Annotated in this window: 21 protein-coding genes; 16 read left to right on the top strand and 5 right to left on the bottom strand. The window is 68.5% G+C overall.

The features are described 5' to 3' along the window. Window positions 1-4: 4 nt before the first annotated feature. Window positions 5-1,990: a beta-galactosidase gene (locus tag CUJ89_RS32660; protein ID WP_114181341.1), complete on the bottom strand. Its 1,986-nt coding sequence runs from the start codon at window positions 1,988-1,990 to the stop codon at window positions 5-7. 8 nt (window positions 1,991-1,998) lie between these two features. Continuing rightward, window positions 1,999-3,147 carry an ABC transporter ATP-binding protein gene (locus CUJ89_RS32665; protein ID WP_114181342.1) on the bottom strand — a complete coding sequence of 383 codons (1,149 nt, stop codon included), beginning with the start codon at window positions 3,145-3,147 and terminating at the stop codon, window positions 1,999-2,001. Window positions 3,148-3,338: 191 nt separating this feature from the next. On the opposite strand from CUJ89_RS32665, the gene CUJ89_RS32670 reads away from it, so the two are divergent. After that, window positions 3,339-4,373, top strand: coding sequence for a LacI family DNA-binding transcriptional regulator (locus CUJ89_RS32670; protein WP_114181343.1), 1,035 nt, complete (start codon window positions 3,339-3,341; stop codon window positions 4,371-4,373). A 105-nt stretch (window positions 4,374-4,478) separates the two neighbouring features. On the opposite strand, the gene CUJ89_RS32675 is transcribed toward CUJ89_RS32670, so the two are convergent. Beyond that, complete coding sequence (locus CUJ89_RS32675; RefSeq protein ID WP_114181344.1) at window positions 4,479-5,120, bottom strand: GntR family transcriptional regulator; 642 nt, start codon at window positions 5,118-5,120, stop codon at window positions 4,479-4,481. A 130-nt stretch (window positions 5,121-5,250) separates the two neighbouring features. Here CUJ89_RS32675 and CUJ89_RS32680 point away from each other — a divergent pair, with 130 nt between their 5' ends. Both CUJ89_RS32680 and CUJ89_RS32685 read left to right on the top strand, forming a co-directional pair. Continuing rightward, entirely contained in the window at window positions 5,251-5,727 is a 477-nt protein-coding gene (locus CUJ89_RS32680) for an OsmC family protein (protein ID WP_114181691.1), read from the top strand. A 20-nt stretch (window positions 5,728-5,747) separates the two neighbouring features. After that, window positions 5,748-6,392: a glutathione S-transferase family protein gene (locus CUJ89_RS32685; RefSeq protein WP_114181692.1), complete on the top strand. Its 645-nt coding sequence runs from the start codon at window positions 5,748-5,750 to the stop codon at window positions 6,390-6,392. 79 nt (window positions 6,393-6,471) lie between these two features. Here CUJ89_RS32685 and CUJ89_RS32690 read toward each other — a convergent pair whose 3' ends face one another. Then, window positions 6,472-7,422, bottom strand: a complete 951-nt coding sequence (locus CUJ89_RS32690; protein ID WP_114181345.1) for a LysR family transcriptional regulator — start codon at window positions 7,420-7,422, stop codon at window positions 6,472-6,474. 114 nt (window positions 7,423-7,536) lie between these two features. On the opposite strand from CUJ89_RS32690, the gene CUJ89_RS32695 reads away from it, so the two are divergent. The 10 genes from CUJ89_RS32695 (at window position 7,537) to CUJ89_RS32740 (ending at window position 19,188) form a co-directional block, all read left to right on the top strand. Further along, window positions 7,537-9,288: an IlvD/Edd family dehydratase gene (locus tag CUJ89_RS32695; protein WP_114181346.1), complete on the top strand. Its 1,752-nt coding sequence runs from the start codon at window positions 7,537-7,539 to the stop codon at window positions 9,286-9,288. 100 nt (window positions 9,289-9,388) lie between these two features. Next, entirely contained in the window at window positions 9,389-10,318 is a 930-nt protein-coding gene (locus CUJ89_RS32700; RefSeq protein ID WP_114181347.1) for a dihydrodipicolinate synthase family protein, read from the top strand. A gap of 25 nt (window positions 10,319-10,343) precedes the next feature. After that, on the top strand, window positions 10,344-11,273 hold the full coding sequence (locus CUJ89_RS32705) for a Gfo/Idh/MocA family protein (protein WP_114181693.1): 930 nt from the start codon (window positions 10,344-10,346) through the stop codon (window positions 11,271-11,273). Window positions 11,274-11,348: 75 nt separating this feature from the next. Beyond that, entirely contained in the window at window positions 11,349-12,353 is a 1,005-nt protein-coding gene (locus CUJ89_RS32710) for an arabinose ABC transporter substrate-binding protein (RefSeq protein ID WP_114181348.1), read from the top strand. A 20-nt stretch (window positions 12,354-12,373) separates the two neighbouring features. Then, entirely contained in the window at window positions 12,374-13,924 is a 1,551-nt protein-coding gene (araG, locus tag CUJ89_RS32715; protein ID WP_114181349.1) for an L-arabinose ABC transporter ATP-binding protein AraG, read from the top strand. 31 nt (window positions 13,925-13,955) lie between these two features. Further along, window positions 13,956-14,975 (top strand): L-arabinose ABC transporter permease AraH, encoded by a 1,020-nt coding sequence (araH, locus tag CUJ89_RS32720; RefSeq protein WP_114181694.1) that lies wholly within the window; start codon window positions 13,956-13,958, stop codon window positions 14,973-14,975. A gap of 46 nt (window positions 14,976-15,021) precedes the next feature. Further along, window positions 15,022-15,924: an SMP-30/gluconolactonase/LRE family protein gene (locus CUJ89_RS32725; RefSeq protein WP_114181350.1), complete on the top strand. Its 903-nt coding sequence runs from the start codon at window positions 15,022-15,024 to the stop codon at window positions 15,922-15,924. Window positions 15,925-16,102: 178 nt separating this feature from the next. Next, on the top strand, window positions 16,103-16,603 hold the full coding sequence (locus CUJ89_RS32730) for a MarR family winged helix-turn-helix transcriptional regulator (RefSeq protein WP_059792698.1): 501 nt from the start codon (window positions 16,103-16,105) through the stop codon (window positions 16,601-16,603). Window positions 16,604-16,837: 234 nt separating this feature from the next. Continuing rightward, complete coding sequence (locus tag CUJ89_RS32735) at window positions 16,838-17,668, top strand: p-hydroxycinnamoyl CoA hydratase/lyase (RefSeq protein WP_114181351.1); 831 nt, start codon at window positions 16,838-16,840, stop codon at window positions 17,666-17,668. Between the two features lie 71 nt (window positions 17,669-17,739). Then, window positions 17,740-19,188: an aldehyde dehydrogenase gene (locus CUJ89_RS32740; RefSeq protein WP_114181352.1), complete on the top strand. Its 1,449-nt coding sequence runs from the start codon at window positions 17,740-17,742 to the stop codon at window positions 19,186-19,188. Between the two features lie 13 nt (window positions 19,189-19,201). On the opposite strand, the gene CUJ89_RS32745 is transcribed toward CUJ89_RS32740, so the two are convergent. Next, window positions 19,202-20,254, bottom strand: a complete 1,053-nt coding sequence (locus CUJ89_RS32745; protein WP_114181353.1) for an RNA-guided endonuclease InsQ/TnpB family protein — start codon at window positions 20,252-20,254, stop codon at window positions 19,202-19,204. Window positions 20,255-20,370: 116 nt separating this feature from the next. Here CUJ89_RS32745 and CUJ89_RS32750 point away from each other — a divergent pair, with 116 nt between their 5' ends. From CUJ89_RS32750 to CUJ89_RS32760, 3 genes are all read left to right on the top strand, one after another. Then, a complete protein-coding gene (locus CUJ89_RS32750) occupies window positions 20,371-22,275 on the top strand; it encodes a feruloyl-CoA synthase (RefSeq protein ID WP_114181354.1) in 1,905 nt (634 codons plus the stop codon). Between the two features lie 221 nt (window positions 22,276-22,496). Further along, window positions 22,497-23,702 carry a 3-(3-hydroxy-phenyl)propionate transporter MhpT gene (gene mhpT / locus CUJ89_RS32755; RefSeq protein WP_114181355.1) on the top strand — a complete coding sequence of 402 codons (1,206 nt, stop codon included), beginning with the start codon at window positions 22,497-22,499 and terminating at the stop codon, window positions 23,700-23,702. A 60-nt stretch (window positions 23,703-23,762) separates the two neighbouring features. After that, a complete protein-coding gene (locus tag CUJ89_RS32760; RefSeq protein WP_114181356.1) occupies window positions 23,763-24,911 on the top strand; it encodes a porin in 1,149 nt (382 codons plus the stop codon). Window positions 24,912-24,928 lie beyond the last annotated feature (17 nt).

The following is a 24,928-nucleotide window of genomic DNA, read 5'->3' on the forward strand; positions in this document are numbered from 1 at the left end:
GTTGCTACGAACGGCTTCGATACACGGCGACGCCTTGCGGCTCGACCTGCGCGGCACCCAGCACGAATGCCGACGGCGGCACCGTGTCGATCGTGTGCGGCGTGCTGCCATAGTTGAATACGTAGGTCAGGCCGCCGCGCCGGCTCATGCGCACGCCGTCGCCGAGCGGCGTCGGCGCGAGGCCTGCTTCGGCCGCGACGTCGGCGAACAGCCGCGCGGTGGTCGCGTCGTCGAACAGCGCGGCCCAGTAATGCAGCGCGCCATGCGACACGCAGGCCGGATGACCGTCGGCGAAGCGCGCACGCACGACGCTGAGCGGGTCGTCATGCAGTTCGACGAAGTCGCGCCAGTGGCGTGCGTCGCCCGCGAATGGCGAGCCGTCGTGCAGCGTGCCGTCGATCGGTTCGGTCACATTCGGTCGCAGCGATTCGACGCGCCATACGCGCACCGGCAGGATCGACGCGAGCGGGCCGGGCGGCAGCGTCGGCGGAATCCGCAGGTCGGCGGTCTTCGAGCCGGTGCGCGGCCCGAACACGGCATGCGCACCCGATGCGGCGAGCCGCGCCGCGAAATCGTCCGGCACGACGGGCAGCGGCGGCACGACGACGAGGCGGTAGCCGTCGAGCGGCGCGTGGACGGAAATCACGTCGACGTCGAGGCCGAGCGAGCGCAGCGCCGAGTAGTACTCGAATGCGAAGCGCGGGTAGTGGAAATCGGCGCCTTGCGGCTGCACCTCGAACAGCCACTTCGCCTCGTAGTCGAAGACCAGCGCGACGGATGTGCGCACCGCGCCGTCCGCATCCGCGCCGGCGTCGTGCACGGCCGCGATCTCGCGCGCGACGCGTTGCGCCTCGCGGCCGCCTTCGTCGAGCTTGTCATCCGGCGTGTGCAGGCCCGCATGCATCTGCTCCTGCGCGAACGGCGCCTGCCGCCAGCGGAAGTACGACACGCAGCCGGCGCCGTGCGCGAACGCTTCCCAGCTCCACAGGCGCACCATGCCCGGCAGCGGCGCGGGGTTCCACTGCGCCCAGTTCACGGGCCCCGGCTGCTGCTCCATCACCCAGAACGGCAGCTTCGACATGCCGCGATACAGGTCGTGATTGAACGACGCGAAATCGGGATGGCCGGTGCGCAGCCAGCGCGCTTTCACGTCGGGCGCGAACCATTGCTCCTCGAGCGCGCCGAGCGGATAGCTGTCCCACGTCGCGATGTCGAGGTCGCGTGCCACCTCGTAGTGGTCGAACTCGGTGAACAGCTGCATGAAGTTGTGTGCGACGGGCCGGCCCGGCGAATGCGCGCGGATCACGTCGACCTGCATCCGGTGATAGCGCGCGACCTCGTCCGATGCGAAACGCCGGTAGTCGAGGCGATGCGACGGATGGGCCTCGGTCACGGTGCCGACGGGCGCGTCGACCTCGTCGAAATGGCGATACTCCATGCTCCAGAACACGGTGCCCCACGCGCGGTTCAGCGCGTCGATCGTGCCGTAGCGCGCCTTCAGCCATGCACGAAAGCGCACCAGCGCGGCCGGCGAGTAGCTGACGACGGTCTGGTGGCAACCCAGCTCGTTGTCGGTCTGCCAGTAGCGCACGGCCGGGTGGCGGCCGTAGCGTTCGGCGACCGCCGTGCAGATCTGGCGCGACGCCTCGAGATAGGTCGGCGACGAGAAGTCGTAGTGGCGACGCGAACCGAATGCGCGCGGCCGGCCGTCCGCGCCGATCGCGAGGATATCGGGATGACGGTCGACCAGCCATTTCGGCGGCGTCGCGGTCGGCGTGCACATCACGATCTCGAGGCCGGCCGCGGCGAGCACGTCGACCGCGCGGTCGAGCCAGCCCCAGTTGTATTCGCCCGGCGACGGTTCGATGCGGCTCCACGCGAATTCGGCGATCCGCACCTGCTCGATGCCGAGCGCTTTCATCCGGCGGGCGTCGTCGGCCCACATCGATTCCGGCCAGTGTTCCGGGTAGTAACAGACTCCGAGGCGCATGCCGATCCTTATGCGTAGTGGTGGACGTGGACATCGGCGCACGCGGGCACCGCGCGGCCGTCTTCGGTGAACAGATGGCAGGCCGCGGCCGGTGCATGCACGTGCACGCGCTCGCCGCTGCGCACCTGGGCGTCGCCAGGCACCTTCGCGATCAGCGGCGCGCCGCCGGGCTGGTCGAGGTGCACGTAGGTCTGTTCGCCCAGCCGTTCGACGAGGGCGACGTCGCGCACGAGCGTCGTGGCGTCGTGCGCGGCGCCGAGCGTCAGGTGCTCGGGGCGAATGCCGAGCGTCACGGTGGCGCCGGCATCGAGTGCGGAGCCGTCGCGCGGCAGCGTGAAGGTTTCGCCGGAAGGCGCGACGGTGACGGTCGTGCGACGGGCATCGGATGCGGTGACGACGGCCGGCAGGAAGTTCATGCGCGGCGAGCCGATGAAGCCGGCGACGAAGCGGCTCGCCGGATGGTGGTAGAGGTCGAGCGGCGCGCCGACCTGCGCGATGCTGCCGTGCTGTGCGGTGTCCGCACCGGCGTGCAGCAGCACGATCCTGTCGGCGAGCGTCATCGCTTCGGTCTGGTCGTGCGTCACGTAGACGACGCTCGCGCGTTCGAACTGCTTGTGCAGCCGCGCGATCTCGATGCGGGTCTGGCCGCGCAGCGCCGCGTCGAGATTCGACAGCGGTTCGTCGAACAGGAACACGCCCGGCTCGCGCACGATCGCGCGGCCGATCGCGACGCGCTGCCGCTGGCCGCCCGACAGCGCCTTCGGCTTGCGCTCGAGCAGCGTGTCGAGCTGCAGGATGCGTGCGGCATCGCGCACCTTCCGGTCGATCTCGGCTTTCGGCACGCGCGCGAGCTTCAGCCCGAACGCCATGTTCTCGTAGACCGTCATGTGGGGAAACAGCGCGTAGCTCTGGAACACCATTGCGACGCCGCGTTCGGCGGCCGGCACGTCGTCGACGCGGCGGCCGTCGATCGACAATTCGCCCGCGCTCAGGTCCTCGAGCCCGGCAATCATGCGCAGCAGCGTCGACTTGCCGCATCCGGACGGCCCGAGGAACACACAGAACTCGTGCGCGCCGATCTCCAGATCGACGTCGCGAATCACCGGCGCGTGATCGCCATAGGCTTTCTGCACGCGTCGCATCGAGATGCTCGCCATTGTCTCCGCTCCATGTTTTAATGCGCCGTCATGCTTGATTAAGCGCTTAATCATCGCGATCAAAAAAAGGGGCGATGCGATCGCGGCCGAGTCGCGCCCGTTGGTCGGGCGGCAAGGTGTGCGGCGATAGTGCGCCGCTTCGGTGAGCGAAGCAAATACTGGATTGGCGTCTCATATAGTGAGCAAACGAGATGGCGACACTGGATGAAGTTGCCCGTCGCGCCGGCGTGACGGCCGCGACGGTATCGAACGTGCTGCGCGACCGCGGCCGGGTTGGCGACGCGACGCGTGCGCGGGTGCTGGAAGCCGTGCAGGCGCTCGGGTATCGGCCGCATCTCGCCGCGCGGGCGCTGGCGGAAGGGCGCGCGCCGACGGTCGCGCTGATGGTGTCGAGCATCGCGAACCCGTTCTACCCGGAGTTCGCGCTGGCGGTCGAACGCGCGGTGCGCCGCAACGGGCAGTTCCTGATCGTCTGCAATACGAACGAAGATCCGTTGCAGGGGCGCGCGTACCTCGACCAGATCGCCGGCACGATCTCCGAAGGCATTCTCGTGACCAACGCGAACCTGCACCTGCCCGATCTGCTCGATGTGGCGCGGCGCGGCGTGCCGGTCGTGCTGTGCCTGTGGGAGCGGCCCGAGGCGCTGCCGGACGGATTGCCGTGCGTGGCGATCGATTTTCGCGAGGCGGGGCGGATTGCGACGCGGCATCTGGTCGAACTGGGCCATCGGGAAATCGGCGTGATGGTGGGCGGATCGGCGAGCGGCGTGCAGGCGGCGCGTTACGACGGTTTCGTCGACGTGATGCGCGAAGCAGGGCTCGACGCGTCGATCGTCGCGGCCGAGCCCGATTCGATCGAAGGCGGCGTGCGCGCGGCGGGCCGGCTGCTCGACGCGCACCCGCGGCTGACCGCGCTGGTCGCGACCAACGACCTGCCCGCGATCGGCGCGCTGCACGCGGCGGCCGATCGCGGCAGGCGCGTGCCCGACGACCTGTCGATCGTCGGCATCACGGACATCCATCTCGCCAGCGACACGCGGCCCACGCTGACGACCGTCGCGATCCCGACCGGCGAGGCTGCCGGCCTCGCGGTCGAACTGCTCAACGCACTGCGCGAGGCGGGCGGCCGTCGCGACGATGCGTCGCGCGTGCGGATCGCCTCGCTGCCGCGGCTGGTGGTGCGCGGCACGACCGGTCGCGTGCCGCGCGGCAGTGCGACGCGGTAGGCATCGCGTGTGGCTGCGCCGAGTGCATCGAGTGTGCCGGCGCGGTTCGCGAAGCCCGGCACGGCGTCGCGTGCGGCTTAGCGAACGGCGCGCGCGGCACCGGCCTCACCCGCCTTCGACGCGCCGCATGACGATGCTTCTGGCCGACTCGAGATGCGCGATCGTCATCGAACGGGCGGCGCGTGCATTGCGTTCACGGCACGCCTGCAGGATGTCCTCGTGCTCGACCTGGAACGACGGCGTATCTGCGAGCAGCGTGGCCTGCAGGCGCTCGTAACGTTCGACCTGGCTGCGCAGTTCCGCGATCGCCTTCAACTGCCGCGCGTTGCCGCAGCACGCATACAGCAACGCATGGAATTCGCGGTTCAGCTCGCCCTGCCGGCGCGGCACGGCCGCGTCGCCGAGCAGGCGATGGACGAGTTCGGCGCGCGCCAGCGTCTCGTCGTCGAGACGCTTCACGCTCCGGTAGATCGCGTCGCCTTCGAGCAGCGCGCGCAGATCGTAGATTTCCTGCACGTCCGACGCGGTCAGCATGCGCACGATGGCGCCGCGATTCCTGAAGATATCCAGCAGCCCTTCGCGTTCCAGGCGCTGGATGGCTTCGCGCATCGGAATCCGGCTGACCCCGAACCGGTCGGCCAGGTCGCGCTCGACGAGTCGCTCGCCGGCCTCCAGCTCGCCGTTGATGATCATTTCCCGCAATGATGCGGCTACTGCGTCCGCGGTGGAGTCGAGTCTGGCTTCCATGCCTGCGTGTTCCTCATTTTGGAATAATGGTATACCAAATGGGATTCCGGTGCCACAATGACGACCACCGGCGGGCTCCGTAAAATGAAATCCGGCCCGGTCGAAGCAACCGATATCAATGGAGAGCGAGATGGCATCTGGTGAACACAAATATCGCGTCGCAGTGCAGTGGACGGGCAATCGCGGCACCGGTACGTCGGGGTATCGCGAGTACGGCCGCGATCATGTGATCCGGGCCGGTTCCAAGCCGGACATTCCGGGTTCGTCGGATGCGGCGTTTCGCGGCGACGCGTCGCGCTGGAATCCCGAGGATCTGCTACTGGCGTCGGCCTCGGCGTGCCACAAGCTCTGGTACCTGCATCTGTGCGCGGATGCAGGCATCCGCGTGCTTGCCTATGTCGACGATGCCGAAGGGACGATGATCGACAACCCCGAGCCGGGCCGTTTCACGGAAATCGTGTTGCGCCCTCGGGTGACGATTCGCGCTGGCGACGATCCCGACGTGGCGGAGCATCTGCATCATGCAGCGCACGCGAAGTGTTATATCGCGAATTCGGTCAACTTCCCGATCCGCTGCGAGCCGGTGATCGAGGTCGCCGCGGCGTGACGCCGGCAACGGAAATCACGATGAAGCTTTTCTACTACCCCAGCAATGCAAGCATGGCGCCCCACTTCGTGCTGGAAGAAATCGGGAAGCCGTTCGAGCTTGAATTCGTCGACCGCACGCACAATCAGCACAAGTCGCCGGACTACCTCGCGCTCAATCCGAACGGACTCATTCCGGTGCTGGTCGACGGCGATCTGGCGCTGTACGAAACCGCCGCGATTTGCCTGCATCTCGCCGATACGCACCCGGCGCAGCGGCTTGCGCCGGCACTCGGCACACCGGCGCGCGCCGAATTCTACAAATGGCTGATCTGGCTCACCAACACGCTCCAGGCGACGCTGATCGCGTATTTCTATCCGGAGCGATGGGTCGATGCGGGCAATGCGTCGGGGGCCGCGCAGGTCAAGGCGCATGCGGAGGCAAAAATCGCCGCGCTGCTCGATCAGCTCGACCGTCAACTGGAAACGAGTGGCGGCCCCTGGCTGCTCGGCGCGCACTACACGGTGCTCGATCCGTATGCGCTGATGCTGTGCCGCTGGACCCGCGGCTTTGCCGCGCCGGCGCGGCAACGGCCGATACTCGGCGGTTATCTGCAGCGGGTGCTCGCGCGCCCGGCGATCCAGCGGGCGTTGCAGACGGAAGGGCTCGCGCAGCCCTGGGTGTAACGCGCGACAGAAGCTGCATGCCTGTCATTCGACGGGCATGCGTGCCGAACAAACCGGCAACGGCCTGGCCGCCGAGTCGTCACAGCACGACGCCGTAAACCTCCCGCGCAGCCGCACGAATCGCGTCGGCCATCACCGTGACGGCCGGCGAATGCAGCCGGTCGGTGCGCGTGATGATCCCGAAATCGTCCATCCGGCAATCCATCTCCAGCGGCAGCACCGTGACGATCCCGTGTCGCGCGTAGTAGTGCGCGACGTCCTCCGCGAGCACCGCGATCATGTCGCTCTGTTCGAGCAGCTGCGTGATGAGCAGCAGCGCGGACGTCTCGACGAGGTTCGCGGGCGGCGCGAGGCTGGCGCGCTGGAACACGAGTTCGAAGCGATGGCGCAGCACGCTGCCGGCCGGCGGCACGATCCACGCGGCGCGCTGCACGTCGGCGAGCGACAGCGGCGCCAGCGCGAGCAGCGGATGGCCGGGCCGGACGACCGCGGCCACCGACTCGCCGGTCAGCGGCTCGTAGCGCAGGCGCAGCTTGTCGTGTTCGGCGGAGAGCCGGCCGAGCACGATGTCGATCTTGTCCTGTGCGAGATGTTCGAGCAGCACGTTGCTGGTGTCGATCTCGACCGACACGTGCAGGCCCGCATGCGTGCCCTTCACGGCGGCGACGGCCGGCGGCACGAGCCGCAGGCCCGGCGACGTGATCGCGCCCACCGCCACGTGCCCGAGATGGCCGGCCTTCAGCGCGGCCAGTTCCTCGCGCGCCTGGTCGAGGCTGCCGAGCGCTGCGCGCGCGTGGCGGATCAGCGCGTCGCCGTACAGCGTCGGCCGCATCCCGCGCGGCAGGCGCTCGAACAGCACCGCGCCGATCGATTCCTCGAGTTCGCGCAGCAGCTTCGACGCGGCCGGCTGCGTCATGTTCAGCGCGGCCGCCGCGCGATGAATGCTGCCTTCGTCGGCGAGCGCGACGACCAGCAGGAGCTGGCGGGTCTTCAGACGGGCGCGGTTTCCCCACGGGCTGGCTTCGGGCATCGTACGGGTTTATATCGATATCGGAATCGATATCGTAATCGCCGAAAACGCAATTGGCGAGTTATCAAAATTCTGCCTAGACTGCGCCGGTATCCCGTCACCACAGGACTGACGATGTCGGCAACAAAACCCAGGCTGCGCTCCGCCCAATGGTTCGGCACGAACGACAAGAACGGCTTCATGTACCGGAGCTGGATGAAGAACCAGGGCATTCCCGATCACGAATTCGATGGCCGGCCGGTCATCGGCATCTGCAACACGTGGTCCGAACTGACGCCGTGCAACGCGCACTTCCGCAAGCTCGCCGAGCACGTGAAACGCGGGATCTCCGAGGCGGGCGGTTTCCCGGTCGAGTTCCCGGTGTTCTCGAACGGCGAATCGAACCTGCGGCCGTCGGCGATGCTCACGCGCAACCTCGCGTCGATGGACGTCGAGGAAGCGATCCGCGGCAATCCGATCGACGCGGTCGTGCTGCTCGCCGGCTGCGACAAGACGACGCCCGCGCTGCTGATGGGCGCGGCGAGCTGCGACGTGCCGGCGATCGTCGTGTCGGGCGGGCCGATGCTGAACGGCAAGCTCGAAGGCAAGAACATCGGTTCGGGCACGGCCGTGTGGCAGCTGCACGAAGCACTGAAGGCCGGCGAGATCGACCTGCATCACTTCCTGTCGGCCGAAGCCGGGATGTCGCGCTCGGCCGGCACCTGCAACACGATGGGCACCGCGTCGACGATGGCGTGCATGGCCGAGGCGCTCGGCGTCGCGCTGCCGCACAACGCGGCGATTCCGGCCGTCGATTCGCGCCGCTACGTGCTCGCGCACATGTCGGGCATCCGCATCGTCGAGATGGCGCTCGAAGGGCTCACGCTGTCGAAGATCCTGACGCGCGCGGCGTTCGAGAACGCGATCCGCGCGAACGCGGCGATCGGCGGCTCGACCAACGCGGTGATCCACCTGAAGGCGATCGCGGGCCGCATCGGCGTGCCGCTCGAACTCGAGGACTGGATGCGCATCGGCCGCGACACGCCGACGATCGTCGACCTGATGCCGTCGGGGCGTTTCCTGATGGAGGAGTTCTATTACGCGGGCGGCCTGCCGGCCGTGCTGCGCCGGCTCGGCGAAGGCGGGCTGCTGCCGAACCCGGACGCGCTGACGGTGAACGGCAAGTCGCTGTGGGACAACGTGCGCGAAGCGCCGAACTACGACGACGAGGTGATCCGCCCGCTCGACCGGCCGCTGATCGCGGACGGCGGCATCCGCATCCTGCGCGGCAATCTCGCGCCGCGCGGCGCGGTGCTCAAGCCGTCGGCGGCGAGCCCCGAGCTGCTGAAGCATCGCGGCCGTGCGGTCGTGTTCGAGAACCTCGATCACTACAAGGCCACGATCAACGACGAAGCGCTCGACGTCGACGCGAGCTCGGTGCTCGTGCTGAAGAATTGCGGGCCGCGCGGCTATCCGGGGATGGCCGAAGTCGGCAACATGGGGCTGCCGCCGAAGCTGCTGCGCCAGGGCGTGAAGGATATGGTGCGGATTTCCGATGCGCGGATGAGCGGCACCGCGTACGGCACGGTGGTGCTGCACGTCGCGCCGGAGGCCGCCGCCGGCGGGCCGCTCGCGGCCGTGCGCAACGGCGACTGGATCGAACTCGACTGCGAAGCCGGCACGCTGCATCTCGACATTACGGATGACGAACTGCAGCGCCGCCTGTCGGACGTCGATCCGACCGCGGCGCCGGGCGTGGCCGGCCAGCTCGGCAAGGGCGGCTACGCGCGGCTGTATATCGATCACGTGCTGCAGGCCGACGAGGGGTGCGACCTCGACTTCCTGGTCGGCACGCGCGGCGCGGAAGTGCCGAGCCATTCGCATTGAGCGGCAGGTGCCGCAACCGGTTGCGGGCCCTGGCCCGCGCTTCGTGAAACCGTGAACGCATGACGGCCGAACATCGTCGAGGCCGACGCAGGACCGAACCATGACATCGAGCAGCACGCCGCGTTATCGCGGCATCTTCCCCGTCGTCCCGACGACGTTTTCCGATACCGGCGCGCTCGACCTCGCGAGCCAGAAGCGCTCGGTCGATTTCATGATCGACGCGGGCTCGGACGGGCTGTGCATCCTCGCGAACTTCTCCGAGCAGTTCGCGATCACCGACGACGAACGCGACGTGCTCACGCGCACGATCCTCGAACACGTCGCGGGCCGCGTGCCGGTGATCGTCACGACGTCGCACTACAGCACCCAGGTGTGCGCGGCGCGCAGCCTGCGCGCGCAGCAGCTCGGCGCGGCGATGGTGATGGCGATGCCGCCGTATCACGGCGCGACGTTCCGCGTGCCGGAGGCGCAGATCTTCGATTTCTATGCACGCGTGTCCGACGCGATCGCGATCCCGATCATGATCCAGGACGCGCCCGCGAGCGGCACCGCGCTGCCGGCGCCGTTCCTCGCGCGGATGGCGCGGGAGATCGAGCAGGTCGCGTACTTCAAGATCGAGACGCCCGGCGCCGCGAACAAGCTGCGCGAGCTGATCCGGCTCGGCGGCGACGCGATCGAGGGGCCGTGGGACGGCGAGGAGGCGATCACGCTGCTCGCCGACCTCCATGCGGGCGCGACCGGCGCGATGACGGGCGGCGCGTTTCCGGACGGCATCCGGCCGATCCTCGAAGCGTGGCGCGAAGGGCGCCACGACGACGCGTTCGCGCGCTACCAGGCGTGGCTGCCGCTGATCAATCACGAGAACCGCCAGTCCGGGATCCTCACCGCGAAGGCGCTGATGCGCGAAGGCGGCGTGATCGCGTGCGAGCGGCCGCGGCATCCGATGCCGGAACTGCATCCGGACACGCGCGCGGAACTGCTCGCGATCGCGCGCCGGCTCGATCCGCTCGTGCTGCGCTGGGCGCACTGAGCGAGTGGCGAAGGAGGAACGCACCATGAGCGATGTGATTTCGCTGGGCGTCGTCGGGATCGGCAAGATCGCGCGCGACCAGCATCTGCCGGCGATCGCCGCCGAACCGGGCTTCGCGCTCGCCGCATGCGCGAGCCGTCACGCGGAAGTCACCGGCGTGCGGAATTATCCGGACCTGCGTGCGCTGCTGGCCGCCGAGCGCGAGCTCGACGCCGTGTCGCTGTGCGCGCCGCCGCAGGTGCGCTACGCGCAGGCGCGCGCCGCGCTCGAAGCCGGCAAGCACGTGATGCTCGAGAAGCCGCCGGGCGCGACGCTCGGCGAAGTGGCCGCGCTGGAGGCGCTCGCTCACGCGCGCGGCCTCACGCTGTTCGCGACCTGGCATTCGCGCTGCGCGAGCGCGGTGGAGCCCGCGCGCGCGTGGCTCGCGACGCGCACGATCCGCGCGGTGCAGGTGCGCTGGAAGGAAGACGTGCGTCGCTGGCACCCGGGGCAGCAATGGATCTGGGAGCCCGGCGGCCTCGGCGTGTTCGATCCCGGCATCAACGCGCTGTCGATCGTCACGCGGATCCTGCCGCGCGAACTCGTGTTGCGCGAGGCGACGCTCTACGTGCCGAGCGACGTGCAGACGCCGATCGCGGCCGAACTCGATTGCGCGGATACTGACGGCGTGCCCGTGCGCGCGGAATTCGACTGGCGGCACGGCCCCGTCGAGCAATGGGAGATCGCGGTCGATACGTCGGACGGCGTGCTCGCGATCAGCCGCGGCGGCGCGCAATTGTCGATTGCCGGCGAGCCGGTCGAGATCGGGCCGGAGCGCGAGTATCCGGCACTGTATGCGCATTTCCGCGCGCTGATCGCGCGCGGCGTAAGCGACGTCGACGTACGGCCGTTGCGGCTCGTCGCCGATGCATTCCTGTTCGGCCGGCGCGTCGGGACCGACGCGTTTGGCCGCTGAAAACGTGCCGGCGCGCGCCACCGCGACCGCGCACGATGCATGATGAAGACCCAAGCCAATACAAGGAGACACCGCATGAACCGCACGATTCGCCGACACACCCTGCGCGCGCTGCTGGCCGCGCTTTGCATCGCACCGCTCGGCATGCAGGGCGCCGCGCACGCCGACGCGCCGCTGAAGATCGGCTTCCTGGTGAAGATGCCCGAGCAGGCATGGTTCATCAACGAGCAGAACGCGGCAACCGCGCTCGGCCAGAAGGAGAGTTTCTCGGTCGTGAAGATCGGCACGCCCGACGGCGAGAAGGTGCTGGCCGCGATCGACAACCTCGGCTCGCAGGGCGCGCAGGGCTTCGTTATCTGCGCGCCCGACGTGCGCCTCGGCCCGGCGATCTCCGCGCGCGCGAAGCGCTACAACATGAAGTTCGTGACCGTCGACGACCAGCTCGTCGACTCGACCGGCAAGCCGCTTCCGAACGTGCCGCATCTCGGGATGTCGGCGACGAAGATCGGCAACCAGGTCGGCCAGGCGATCTCTGATGAAATGAAGCGACGCGGCTGGAAGCCGGAAGAAGTCGGCGCGCTGCGGATCACGAACAACGAGCTGCCGACCGCGAAGCTGCGCACCGACGGCGCGACGCAGGCGCTGCTCGCGAACGGCTTCCGCAAGGAGAACATCTTCGACGCGCCGCAGAAGACGACCGACGACGAAGGCGGCTTCAGCGCTGCGGCGCCGGTGCTCGCGCGCCATCCGAACGTGAAGAAATGGGTGGTCTACGCGCTGAACGAGGAAACCGTGCTCGGCGCGGTGCGCGCGACCGAACAGCTGCACATCGCGGCGGCCGACGTGATCGGCGTCGGCATCAACGGCGCGGGCGAGGCGTTCGCCGAATTCCAGAAGAAGGAGCCGACCGGCTTCTATGGGACGATCGCGGTCAGCTCGACGAACCACGGCAAGGACAGCACGCAGAACCTCGTCGACTGGATCCGCAACGGCAAGACGCCGCCCGCCGATACGCAGACGAGCGGCAAGCTGATGACGCGCGCGAACTGGCAGGCCGTGCGCGCCGAGCTCGGCATCTGAGCGGGCGAGGCGAGAACGCGATGACGATGCAGACGATCACGGCCGTGTCCCGCGACGCTGTCGAAGCGGGCGCGCCGCCGCCGGGCGGCCCGCTGCTCGCGCTCGACGGCATCACGGTGACGTTCCCGGGCGTGCGCGCGCTCGACGCCGTGTCGCTGTCGGTGCGCGCGGGCGAAGTGCACGGGCTGATGGGCGAGAACGGCGCGGGGAAATCGACGCTGCTGAAGGTGCTGTCCGGCGTGAACCAGCCGCAGGCCGGCACGCTGACGCTGAACGGCACGGTGCAGCGCTTCGCGTCGACGCGCGCCGCGCTCGAAGCCGGCATCGCGATCATCTACCAGGAGCTGCATCTGGTGCCCGAGCTGACGGTCGCCGAGAACCTGATGCTCGGGCAGTTGCCGAGCCGGCTTGGCGTGGTCGACGAGCGCACGCTCGCCGCGCGCGCGCTCGATGCGCTGGAGCGGCTCGGCGAGCATATCGATCCGGGCATTCCGGTGAAGTACCTGTCGATCGGTCAGCGCCAGATGATCGAGATCGGCAAGGCGCTGATGCGCGACGCGCGCGTGATCGCGTTCGACGAACCAACGAGCTCGCTGTCCGCACGCGAGACCACGCAGCTGTTCCGGATCATCCGCGCGCTGCGCGCGGAAGGCCGCGCGATCATCTACGTCACGCACCGGATGGAAGAGGTCTACGAGCTGTGCGACCGCGTGACCGTGTTTCGCGACGGCCGCCGGATCGACACGTTCGATTCCGTCGCCGAGCTCGACCGCGACCGGCTGATCGGCTGCATGGTCGGCCGCTCGATCGAGGACGTGTACGGCTACCGGCCGCGCGCGGCCGGCGACGTGCTGATCGAAGCGAAAGGGCTGACGGGGCCCGGGTTGTCCGAGCCCGTGTCGTTCGCCGCGCGGCGCGGCGAGATCGTCGGCTTCTTCGGGCTGGTCGGCGCGGGGCGCTCGGAGCTGATGAAGCTGCTGTATGGCGCGGTGCGCCCGGCCGCGGGGCACGTCGAGCTGGGCGGGCGGCGGGTCGCGTTCCGGAGCCCGCGCGACGCGGTGCGCGCCGGCATCGCGCTGTGCCCGGAAGACCGCAAGCAGGAAGGCATCGTCGCGATCGCGTCGGTGGCCGACAACCTGAACATCAGCGCGCGCCGGCACTTCAGCCCGGCGCGCATGCTGCTCGACACGCGGCGCGAGCGCACGCTCGCGCAACGCTACATCGAGCAACTCGCGATCAAGACCCGCGACTGCGACACGCCGATCGGCGCGCTGTCGGGCGGCAACCAGCAGAAGGTCGTGCTGGCGCGCTGGCTGGCCGAGCGCATCGACGTGTTCCTGATGGACGAGCCGACGCGCGGCATCGACGTCGGCGCGCGCGCGGAAATCTACAACCTGTTCTACGAACTCGCGGAAGCGGGCCGCACGGTGATCCTCGTATCGAGCGATCTGGCCGAGGTGATCGGCGTGTCGGACCGGATCATCGTGATGAAGGAAGGACGGATCGCGGGCGAGGTGGCGAAGGCGCAGGCGACGCCCGACGCGCTGATCAAGCTCGCGCTGCCGCGCTAGCGGCGTGCTGTTCAACCGGAATGCAAACGACATGAGCCAGGCAATGCAACCCCAACGCACTTCTCCGTCCCCCGATGCCGCCGCCGCGCCCGCGCGAGCGCGCGGCGGCGTGTGGCAGCTGATCAACCGTTCCGGCATCGTGATGGTGTTTCTCGTGCTGTTCGCGACGCTGTCGCTGACGGTGCCGGACTTCCTCACGCCGCGCAACATCCAGGGCCTGCTGCTGTCGGTCACGCTGATCGGTTCGATCGCGGTGACGATGATGTTCGTGCTCGCGCTCGGCGAGGTCGACCTGTCGGTCGCATCGATCGTCGCGTTCTCGGGCGTCGTCGCGTCGACGCTGATCACCGCGACGCACAGCGTGCTGTTCGGCACCGCGGCCGGCGTGCTCGCGGGCGGTGCGGTCGGGCTCGTGAACGGCGTGCTGATCGCGCGCTACCGGATCAATTCGCTGATCGTCACGCTCGCGATGATGGAAGTCGTGCGCGGGCTCGCGTTCATCACGTCGAACGGCGACGCGGTGATGATTTCCGAGGAGCGCTTTTTCGAGCTCGGGGCCGGTTCGTTCCTCGGCATCTCGTACCCGATCTGGAGCAACATCATCGGCTTCGTCGTGTTCGGCTTCCTGCTGCGCAAGACGGTGTTCGGCAAGAACGTGCTGGCCGTCGGCGGCAACGGCGAGGCCGCGCTGCTCGCGGGGCTGCCGGTGATGCGCATCAAGATCACGGTGTTCGTGCTGCAGGGGCTCGTGACGGGCTTCGCCGGCGTGATGCTGGCGTCGCGGATGAGCCTCGGCGATCCGAAGACGTCGGTCGGCCTCGAGCTCGGCGTGATCTCCGCGTGCGTGCTCGGCGGCGTGTCGCTGACGGGCGGTGTCGCGACGATCTCCGGCGTGCTGGTCGGCGTGCTGATCATGGGCGCGGTGCAGGATGCGATGAGCCTGCTGAACGTACCGACGTTTTACCAATATCTGATACGCGGCGGAATTCTGTTGCTCGCGGTGCTGTTCGACCAGTATCGTCGCAATCAGCGGCGCGCGATGAAGATCTGACCGGCAGCGCGGCCGCCTGCGAATGCGACAGATATCGGGAGACGGCATGCAACAGAATCATCCGGCCGCGTCGGCGACGCTGCTGGCCGACAGCCGCAACACGCTCGGCGAAGGCGCGACGTGGTGCGACACGACGCACGCGCTGTACTGGACGGACATCGAAGGCGCGCAACTGTGGCGCTGCCGCGCGGACGGCTCGGACCTGACGCCGTGGGCGATGCCCGAGCGACTCGCGTGCTTCGCGCTCACGCACGATCCGGACGTGCTGCTCGTCGGGCTCGCGACGCATCTCGCGTTCTTCGACCTGCGCAGCGGCGCGCTCACGCGGATCGTCGACGTCGAACCCGATCTGCCGACGCGCCTGAACGACGGCCGGTGCGATCCGTTCGGCGCGTTCGTGTTCGGGATGAAGGACGAAGGCGGCGAGCCGCCGCGCGCGGTCGGCGGGTTCTACCGGCTCAATGCCGACCTCACGCTCGAACGGCTCGCGTTGCCGGCGGCGGCGATCGCGAACAGCATCGCGTTCTCGCCGGACGGTTCGAAAATGTACTTCTGCGATTCGCTCGTGCGCGAGATTTTCGTCTGCGATTACCGCGCGGGCGGCGATGTCGCGAACGTGCGCTCGTTCGCGCGCCTGACTGATGCGGACGGCGACCCGGACGGCTCGATCGTCGATCGCGACGGCGGGCTGTGGAACGCGCAATGGGGCGGCCGCCGGGTGGTGCGTTATGGGCCGGACGGGATCGAGACGGACCGCGTCGAGGTGCCCACCGCGCAGCCGAGTTGCGTCGCGATTGACGGTGACGGCCGCCTGTACGTGACGAGCGCGCGCATCGGCTTGAGCGACGACGCGCTGGCCGGCGATGCGCATGCGGGCGGCGTGTTCGTCGCGCAGACGCGGCATGCGGGGCTGCCGACTGCACGATTCGCGGGCGCGCCGCGCGGTTGATCGCGTCGTCGCATACGGGTTCCCGTCCATGGGATCCTGCTGGCGCGGCGGACTTCGCGGTCAGGCCCGCGATCCGCCGCACAGGCGCGAGCGCACGGCGGCGGACCGTCTTCCCCGAACATCCGTTCAACTCCCCACCTGCTGGTAAGATGGCCCGCAATTCCATCCTGCCCGCACCATGAGTTCCGCACCGACCAAGCCCGCGAATCCGAAGAACGCCGCGAAGAACGCCCGCGCGACGGGCGACAAGCCGAAAGCGCGCGTGCAACAACGCCTGACCTACGTGATCGGCGGCCTCGACCGGCTGCTGCGCCGTCACATGACCGACGCGCTCGCGCCGCTCGGCATCACGCTCGCGCAATACACGGCGCTGTCGGTGCTCGAGGCGCGCGGCGCATCGTCGAACGCGCAGTTGGCCGAGCGCTCGTGGATCACGCCGCAATCGGCGAACGAGGTGATGAGCGTGATGGCCGCGCGCGGTTTCGTCACACGCGAAGCCGACCCGTCACACGGCCGCATCATCCTGCTGACGCTGACCGACGCAGGGGCGGCGATGCTGCGCGAATGCGAAGCCGTGCTGCGCCCGCTCGAGGCACGCATGCTCGGCGACATCTCGGCCGACGACGCCGCGCACGTGCAGCGCGCGCTCGAACTATTCTCGCGCAATCTGCGCGGCTGACCGCTTCCCCGATTTTCACGACGCGGGCCCGCCAGGCCCGCGCTCGCTTCGCACGCGCCATCGGTGGTCGCCCGACCGCTCCCCGATTTCCCCGGCGCTTTCTCCGCCTTCCGATCCGGGTTTACACCGGCGTTCGTGCCGCTTGCAATATCAGGTAGCCTGATATTAAATGAAGCCGTTCGCAGCAGGCATGCTGCGCACCGAATCGCACAGGAACGAACGACAGGAACAGACATGAGCAAGTACGACAACCGCTGGCAGACCGTTGAAGTGAACGTGGAGGCCGGCATCGCGTGGGTGACGCTGAATCGCCCCGAGAAGCGCAACGCAATGAGCCCGACGCTGAACCGGGAGATGCTGGAAGTCCTCGACGCGGTCGAGTTCGACGACGAGGCGAAGGTGCTGGTGCTGACCGGCGCGGGCGCCGCGTGGACGGCCGGCATGGATCTGAAGGAATACTTCCGCGAGATCGACGGCGGCTCGGACGCGATGCAGGAAAAGGTGCGGCGCGACGCGTCGGAATGGCAATGGCGCCGCCTGCGCATGTACAACAAGCCGACCATCGCGATGGTGAACGGCTGGTGCTTCGGCGGCGGCTTCTCGCCGCTCGTCGCGTGCGACCTGGCGATCGCCGCCGAGGAAGCCGTGTTCGGGCTGTCGGAGATCAACTGGGGCATCCCGCCCGGCAACCTCGTCAGCAAGGCGATGGCCGACACGGTCGGGCATCGTCGCGCGCTGCACTACATCATGACCGGCGACACGTTCACCGGCGCGGAAGCGGCGGAGATGGGCCTCGTGAACAGCAGCGTGCCGCTCGCCGGGCTGCGCGACGCGACGATCGCGCTTGCCGCGCGGCTGATGGACAAGAACCCGGTCGTGCTGCGCGCGGCGAAGCACGGCTTCAAGCGTTCTCGCGAACTCACATGGGAGCAGTGCGAGGACTACCTGTACGCGAAGCTCGACCAGGCGCAACTGCGCGATCCGGAACAAGGCCGCGAACAGGGGCTGAAGCAGTTCCTCGACGACAAGACGATCAAGCCGGGCCTGCAGGCATACAAGCGCTGATACAAGCGCCGACGCAGCCGCCGGCGTCACCGCCGGTGTAATCGCAAGAGACAGGCAAGGCAGGAGACGACATGACCGACAGACGGATGCTGATCGGCGGCGAGTGGTGCACCGCCCGCGACGGGCGAACCTTCGACCGCTTCAACCCCGCGACGGGCGCGCTCGCGTCGCGCGCGCCGGCGGCCGGCATGGCCGACGCCGACGCGGCCATCGACGCCGCGCACCGCGCGTTCGCCGAATGGGCGGCGCTCGCGCCGACCGAGCGGCGCCGCCGGCTGCTGAAGGCGGCCGACCTGATGGATGCGCGCATCGACGAGATCATCGCGACCGGTGTCGCCGAAACCGGCGCGACACCCGGCTGGCTCGGCTTCAACGTGACGCTCGCGGCGAACATGCTGCGCGAGGCCGCGTCGATGACGACGCAGATCGCCGGCGACGTGATCCCGTCCGACGTACCGGGCAATCTCGCGCTCGCGATGCGCGTGCCGTGCGGCGTGGTGCTCGGCATCGCGCCGTGGAACGCGCCGGTGATCCTCGGCACGCGTGCGCTGGCGATGCCGCTCGCGTGCGGCAACACGGTCGTGCTGAAGGCGTCCGAGGCGTGCCCGGGCGTGCATGCGCTGATCGGCGCGGTGCTGGACGAAGCCGGGCTCGGCGCGGGCGTGGTGAACGTGATCACGCACGCGGCGGCCGACGCACCCGAACTCGTCGAGCGGATGATCGCGCATCCGCACGTGAAGCGGATCAACTTCACCGGGTCGACGCATGTCGGGCGTATCATCGCGCGCCACGCGGCCGCCCACCTTAAGCCCGTGCTGCTCGAACTCGGCGGCAAGGCGCCGGTGCTCGTGCTGGACGATGCCGATCTCGACGCGGCCGTCGATGCGATCGCGTTCGGCGCGTTCTTCAACCAGGGGCAGATCTGCATGTCGACCGAGCGCGTGATCGCCGCGCGGCCGATCGCCGATGCGCTGGTCGAACGCCTCGCCGCGAAGGCGCGCACGCTGGTCGCGGGCGATCCGCTGGCCGGCCATCCGCTCGGCACGATGGTCGATGCGTCGGCCGCTGCGCGCGCGGCGTCGCTGGTCGAGGATGCGCGTGCGCATGGCGCGCAACTGCCGCTCGGATGCCGTGTGGACGGCGCGACGATGCAGCCCGCGATCGTCGACGGCGTCACGCGCGACATGCGGCTCTATCGCGAGGAGTCCTTCGCGCCGGTCGTCGCTATCCTGCGTGCGGATAGCGACGACGAAGCGGTCGCGCTCGCGAATGACAGCGAGTTCGGGCTGTCGGCGAGCGTGTTCAGCCGCGATGTTGCGCGCGCGATGGCGGTCGCACGCCGGATTGAATCGGGGATTTGCCACATCAACGGGCCGACCGTGCACGACGAAGCGCAGATGCCGTTCGGCGGCACGAAGGCGAGCGGCTACGGCCGCTTCGGCAGCCGCGCGTCGATCGCCGAATTCACCGAGCTGCGCTGGATCACCGTGCAGACCACGCCGCGGCACTACCCGATTTGACGTCCTCCGCTGCCTAACGGCAGAGGATTCCCACATCTGGCGATGCACGTCCGCATCGGAGAATGTTCAGCGCAGCGTTGATATCACGATCATGCACGACACCGCAGTCACTGCAAGCCCACTCTCTTATTCGCAGTCCCGCGATACCTTTCGGCCGCGTCATGCTGTCTTTCGAACCGCACGCCGAACAGGACTGGGTAGAACCGCTTTCGTCCACTTCCTCGAACGTGGCTCCGTGCGCGATCGCCTTGTAACGGAGCTTGTCCCGGAAGGACGACCAGGATGCGTCGTAGACGCTCTTCGCCATCCTGGTTCTGGCGAGCTTCGTAGCCGACACATTGCCGACCGCGATGTAATCGAAACGCCGCACCAGATCGAGCGCGAGCTTGTGTTGGAAATCGGCACGGGCATTTGCGACCTTGGCGTGCAGCTTCGCGATATGTCGCTTGTGCTTTCGCGCTCTTTGAGCTTTCGCGAGCTTGTCCGCCGCGCGTCGGCCGAACTGGTCATTCGCCAGCTTCTCGCCGGTCGAAAGTGTGGCAAAGTCTTTCAGACCGAGATCGATGCCAACACCAGAACGGATCGCTCGAGCCTGAGCATCGGGCACCTCAATCACGATGTTGAGAAACCAGTTGCCACGCGCATCTTGTGCAAAATTGGTGCCGTCCTTGATCTTGCCTTCGGGAAGCGGCCTGCTGTTGAACACGCGAAACGTGTTGCCGGCGTACCGGAACGCGTCGCCTTCGCGCTTCAGGTCACGGCCCTTCAGCGGCACCCAGCCAAGCGCTTTTCTGCCGCGATAACGCAGGTAAGGGCGTCGGTGTTGGCTGCGCGACTTCGCGTATTGCTCGCACGTCGCGTTGATCGTGCCGGAGTGGATGCCGAGCGCCTTGCTGCTCCCCGTCGTCAGCATGTTCAGATCAAAACCCGTCGGGCATTTCTTATTCCATTTGAGTGCGTGCTTCTGCGTGTCGTTGCAGAAGTTCCAGACATAGTTCACCGCGCGGCTCTGCTTGTTAAGCAGTCCGTTGAGCGACTTCACTCGGTAGCGGTAGACAAGAATCATACCGGTGATCCTAACCCGAGGAAGAAGCTGTCTGTCAACGGCATGCCTTTCTTCAAAGCAATACCCCCCGAAGGAACCCCCCTTGAGGGAAACGGCGAGACTATTCGGAGAAACGGATGAATGTAGTGAAACCTCCGGGCGAGGTCGCCCACGACACGGGCGGCGTGCGCTATCGCGCGGCCGCCGTCGCGGTCGGCGCGGTCGAGATTCGCCGCGACGACGACGGTACCTGGTACCTGCGCTCGCGCGAGCCGCTCGGCGATTATCCGACGCGCATCACCGACTGCCTCGTGCGCGGCGCGCAAGCGCACCCCGACCGCGTGCTGGCCGCGCGGCGCGGCGCCGACGGGCACTGGATCGAGATCACCTACGCGCAGATGCTCGAACGCGCTCGCGCGCTCGGCCAGGGGCTCGTCGATCTCGGGCTGTCGGCCGAACGTCCGCTCGCGGTGCTGTCCGGCAACGATCTCGAGCATCTGCAGCTGATGTTCGCGGCGATGCTGGCCGGCGTGCCGTACTCGCCGATCTCGCCCGCGTATTCGCTGGTGTCGACCGACTACGGCAAGCTGCGTCACACGCTCGGCGTATTGCGGCCGGGGGCGGTGTTCGTCGCGGAGCGCGCGCCGTTCGCGCGTGCGCTCGACGCGACGCTGCCGGCCGATGCGGCGCTGATCGTCGCCCGCGATGCCGATGCGCAGGAGGATGCCGACACCGGCGGCAACGGGCGCGCGGTGCCGCTATCGCGCCTGCTCGCCACCGTCCCGCGTACGATCGATGCGATCCACGACGCGGTCGGCCCCGATCATCTCGCGAAGATCCTGTTTACGTCCGGTTCGACGAAGCAGCCGAAGGCCGTGCCGACCACGCACCGGATGCTGTGCAGCAACCAGCAGATGCTGCGCCAGACGATGCCCGAACTCACGCGCGAACCGCCGGTGCTGGTCGACTGGCTGCCGTGGAATCACACGTTCGGCGGCAGCCACAACCTCGGCATCGCGCTGTACAACGGCGGCACGCTGTATATCGACGACGGCCGCCCGATGCCCGGCCGCTTCGACGAAACCGTGCGCAACCTGCGCGAGATCGCACCGACCATCTACTTCAACGTGCCGAAGGGCTGGGAGGAGCTGGCCGCCGCGCTCGAACGCGATGCCGAGCTGCGCGACACGTTCTTCTCGCGCGTGAAGCTGTATTTCTTCGGCGGCGCGGGGCTGTCGCAAGCCGCGTGGGACCGGCTCGACCGCGTGACCGAAGCGCATTGCGGCGAGCGCATCCGGATCATGGCCGGCCTCGGGATGACGGAGGCGTCGCCGTCGTGCCTGTTCACGACGGGGCCGCTGATGCGCGCCGGCTATATCGGGCTGCCCGCGCCCGGCTGCGACGCGAAGCTCGTGCCGTGCGGCGGCAAGCACGAACTGCGCTTCAAGGGACCGAACGTGATGCGCGGCTATTGGCATGCGGACGTCGATCCGCGCGACGTGTTCGACGAAGAAGGCTATTACCGCAGCGGCGACGCGGGCGTCTTTGCCGATCCGGCGCGGCCGGAACTCGGGCTGCTGTTCGACGGGCGGCTGACCGAGGACTTCAAGCTGAGCAGCGGCACGTTCGTCAGCGTCGGGCCGTTGCGCGCGAATGCGGTGTCGACGGGTGCCCCGTACGTGCAGGACGTGGTCGTGACCGGGATCGATCGCGACGATATCGGCTTGCTGGTGTTCCCGCGCATCGATGCATGCCGTGCGCTCGCGGGGCTCGCCGCCGATGCGTCCGTGACCGACGTGCTGCGCGCGCCGGCCGTGCGGGCGGCGTTCGCGGCGTGGCTCGCCGCGCTGAACCGGAACGCGAGCGGCGGCTCGACGTTCGTCGCGCGGATCCGGCTGATCGACACGCCGCCGTCGCTCGATCTCGGCGAAGTGACCGACAAGGGTTCGCTGAACCAGGCGGCCGTGCAGAAGCATCGCGCGGCGATGATCGACGCGCTGTACGACCCGGCGCGGCGCGATCCCGACGTGATTTACGCGTAAGCAGTACGCACGAGCAGTAAGCAGCAACCAGCAGCAACAGGCAGACACAACGACCGGCCGGCCACGACACCGGCAGGCACGCTTGCGGCCAGTGAATCAGGTTGCCTGATAAAGGCTGCCGTTCATACGACACCTCGCGCGCCGAACCGCCACTGGCCGGTGGCGGCGCGCGGCGGTCGTTGCACGGCCGACCGACTACAAGACATGGGATTGGAGACAGAATGAACACCTACGTTGCCGAAAAACCCACGGTCGCGACCACGCTCGCGCTGTGTTTCGCGATCGCACTCCTCGAAGGGCTCGACCTGCAGTCGGTCGGCGTCGCCGCGCCGCGGATGGCGCGCGAATTCGGGCTGTCCGTGTCGCAGATGGGCATCGCGTTCAGCGCGGGCACCTTCGGGCTGCTGCCGGGCGCGATGCTCGGCGGGCGGCTCGCCGACCGGATCGGCCGCAAGCGCGTGCTGATCGCATCGACCGTGCTGTTCGGGCTGCTGTCGATCGCGACCGCGCAGGTCTCGAGCTTCGCGATGCTCGTCGTCGTGCGCGTGCTGACCGGCATCGGCCTCGGCGGCGCGATGCCGAACCTGATCGCGCTGTCGTCCGAAGCGGTCGAGCCGCGCTCGCGCAGCAGCGCGGTCGCGACGATGTATTGCGGGATCCCGTTCGGCGGCGTGATCGCGTCGGTGATCGGCGTGCTGCTCGCCGGCGATACCGAATGGCGACACATCTTCTACGTCGGCGGCGTGGGGCCGCTGCTGCTCGTGCCGCTGCTCGTGTGGTTCCTGCCGGAATCGCGCGCGTATCTCGACGTCGCGGGCACGCCGGCCGCGCGGTCCAGTGTCGCCCAGACGCTGTTCGGCGATGGCCGCACGACGTCGACGCTTGCGCTGTGGATCAGCTATTTCTGCACGCTGATCGTCCTCTACTTCCTGCTGAACTGGCTGCCGTCGCTGATGGCCGCGCGCGGGCTCGATCGCGCACACGTCGGCCTCGTGCAGATCGCGTTCAACGTCGGCGCGGGGCTCGGCGCGCTCGGCATCGGTGCGGCGCTCGACCGGATGCGCGCGTCGCGCGTTGTCGGCGGCATGTATGTCGGGATCGTGCTGTCGCTCGCCGCGCTCGCGGCCGCACCCGGTTTCACGTCGCTCGCGGCGGCCGCGTTCGCGGCAGGGATGTTCGTGGTCGGCGGGCAGTCGGTGCTGTATGCGCTCGCGGCGATCTACTACCCGACCGCGATGCGCGGAACCGGCGTCGGAGCGGCGGTGGCGGTCGGCCGGCTCGGTTCCGTCGTCGGGCCGCTCGCGGCCGCGACGCTGCTGGCCGCCGGCCGCAGCGCGCCCGTCGTGATCGGCGCGAGCATTCCCGTCACGCTCGTCGCGGCCTTCGCTGCATTCGTGCTGATTCGCCGCCCGCAAGCCGGCGACTGACGGTTCGTTTTTTCAATGCGCGCCGTCAGAGCGCGCGATTCAACAAGGTCTGGAGACGACATGAAAACGAAGACAAGGAACGGCCTGCTGGCCGCCGGCGCATGCTGCGCGCTCGCCGCGCCGGGCGCACACGCACAGTCGAGCGTGACGCTGTACGGGATCATCGATACGGGCGTCGAATTCGTGTCGCACGCAAACGCGGCCGGCGACCACGTGGTGCGGATGCCGGGCGTGACCGGCGAGTTGCCGTCGCGCTGGGGGTTGCGCGGCACCGAGGATCTCGGCGGTGGCTACCAGGCGGTGTTCACGCTCGAAAGCGGCTTCAACGTGCGCGGCGGCGATCTCGGGCAGGGCGGACGGCTGTTCGGGCGGCAGGCGTTCGTCGGGCTGAAGAGCGGCTTCGGCACGCTCGCGTTCGGCCGTCAGTACACGATGACCTATCTCGCGCTGCAGGGCGCGGACATCATCGGCCCCGACATCTACGGGCTCGGCTCGTTCGACGCGTACGTGCCGAACGGACGCGCCGACAACGCGGTGACCTACCTCGGCACGTATCGCGGCGTGACGCTCGGCGCCGCGTATTCGTTCGGCCGCGACGGCGCGGGCACCGGCAACTCGCCGGGGCAAGGCACGTGCGCGGGGCAGGTGCCGGGCGACGCGGTGCAGTGCCGCAACTGGTCGGTGATGCTCAAGTACGACAGCGCGTATTTCGGTGCGGCGGCATCGTACGAGGAGCAGCGCGGCGGCACCGGCGCGGCCGCGAACTTCTTCGACGGCGTCGCGCCCGTCCCCTTCACGAGCAGCGGCGGCAAGGACGCGCGCACGCACGTGAGCGCGTATGCGCAGGCGGCCGGCGCGCGGATCGGCGCGGGCTGGATCGGGCGGCGCGTGTCGACCGGTTCGCCGGCCGCGGCCGGCGCGCATTCGGACCTGTTCTTCGTCGGTGCGTCGTATGCGGTGAAGCCCGATTTCGTCGTCGACGGCGAAGGCTACCGGATCGTCAACAGCGCGCACGATACGCGCGCGACGATGGCGACGCTGCGCGCGACCTACCTGCTGACCAAGCGCACGGCCGTCTACGCGCAGTCGTCGTATCTGTGGAACAGCGCGCATGCACGCTACTCGGTCAGTGGCGGCGGGCCAGGCACGACGCCCGGCGCAGGGATGGGGCAGCTCGGCGCGATGGTCGGCGTGCGGCACATGTTCTGATTCACCGGCGTGACGAA

This window comes from Burkholderia pyrrocinia (assembly GCF_003330765.1).
Classification (GTDB): domain Bacteria; phylum Pseudomonadota; class Gammaproteobacteria; order Burkholderiales; family Burkholderiaceae; genus Burkholderia; species Burkholderia pyrrocinia_B.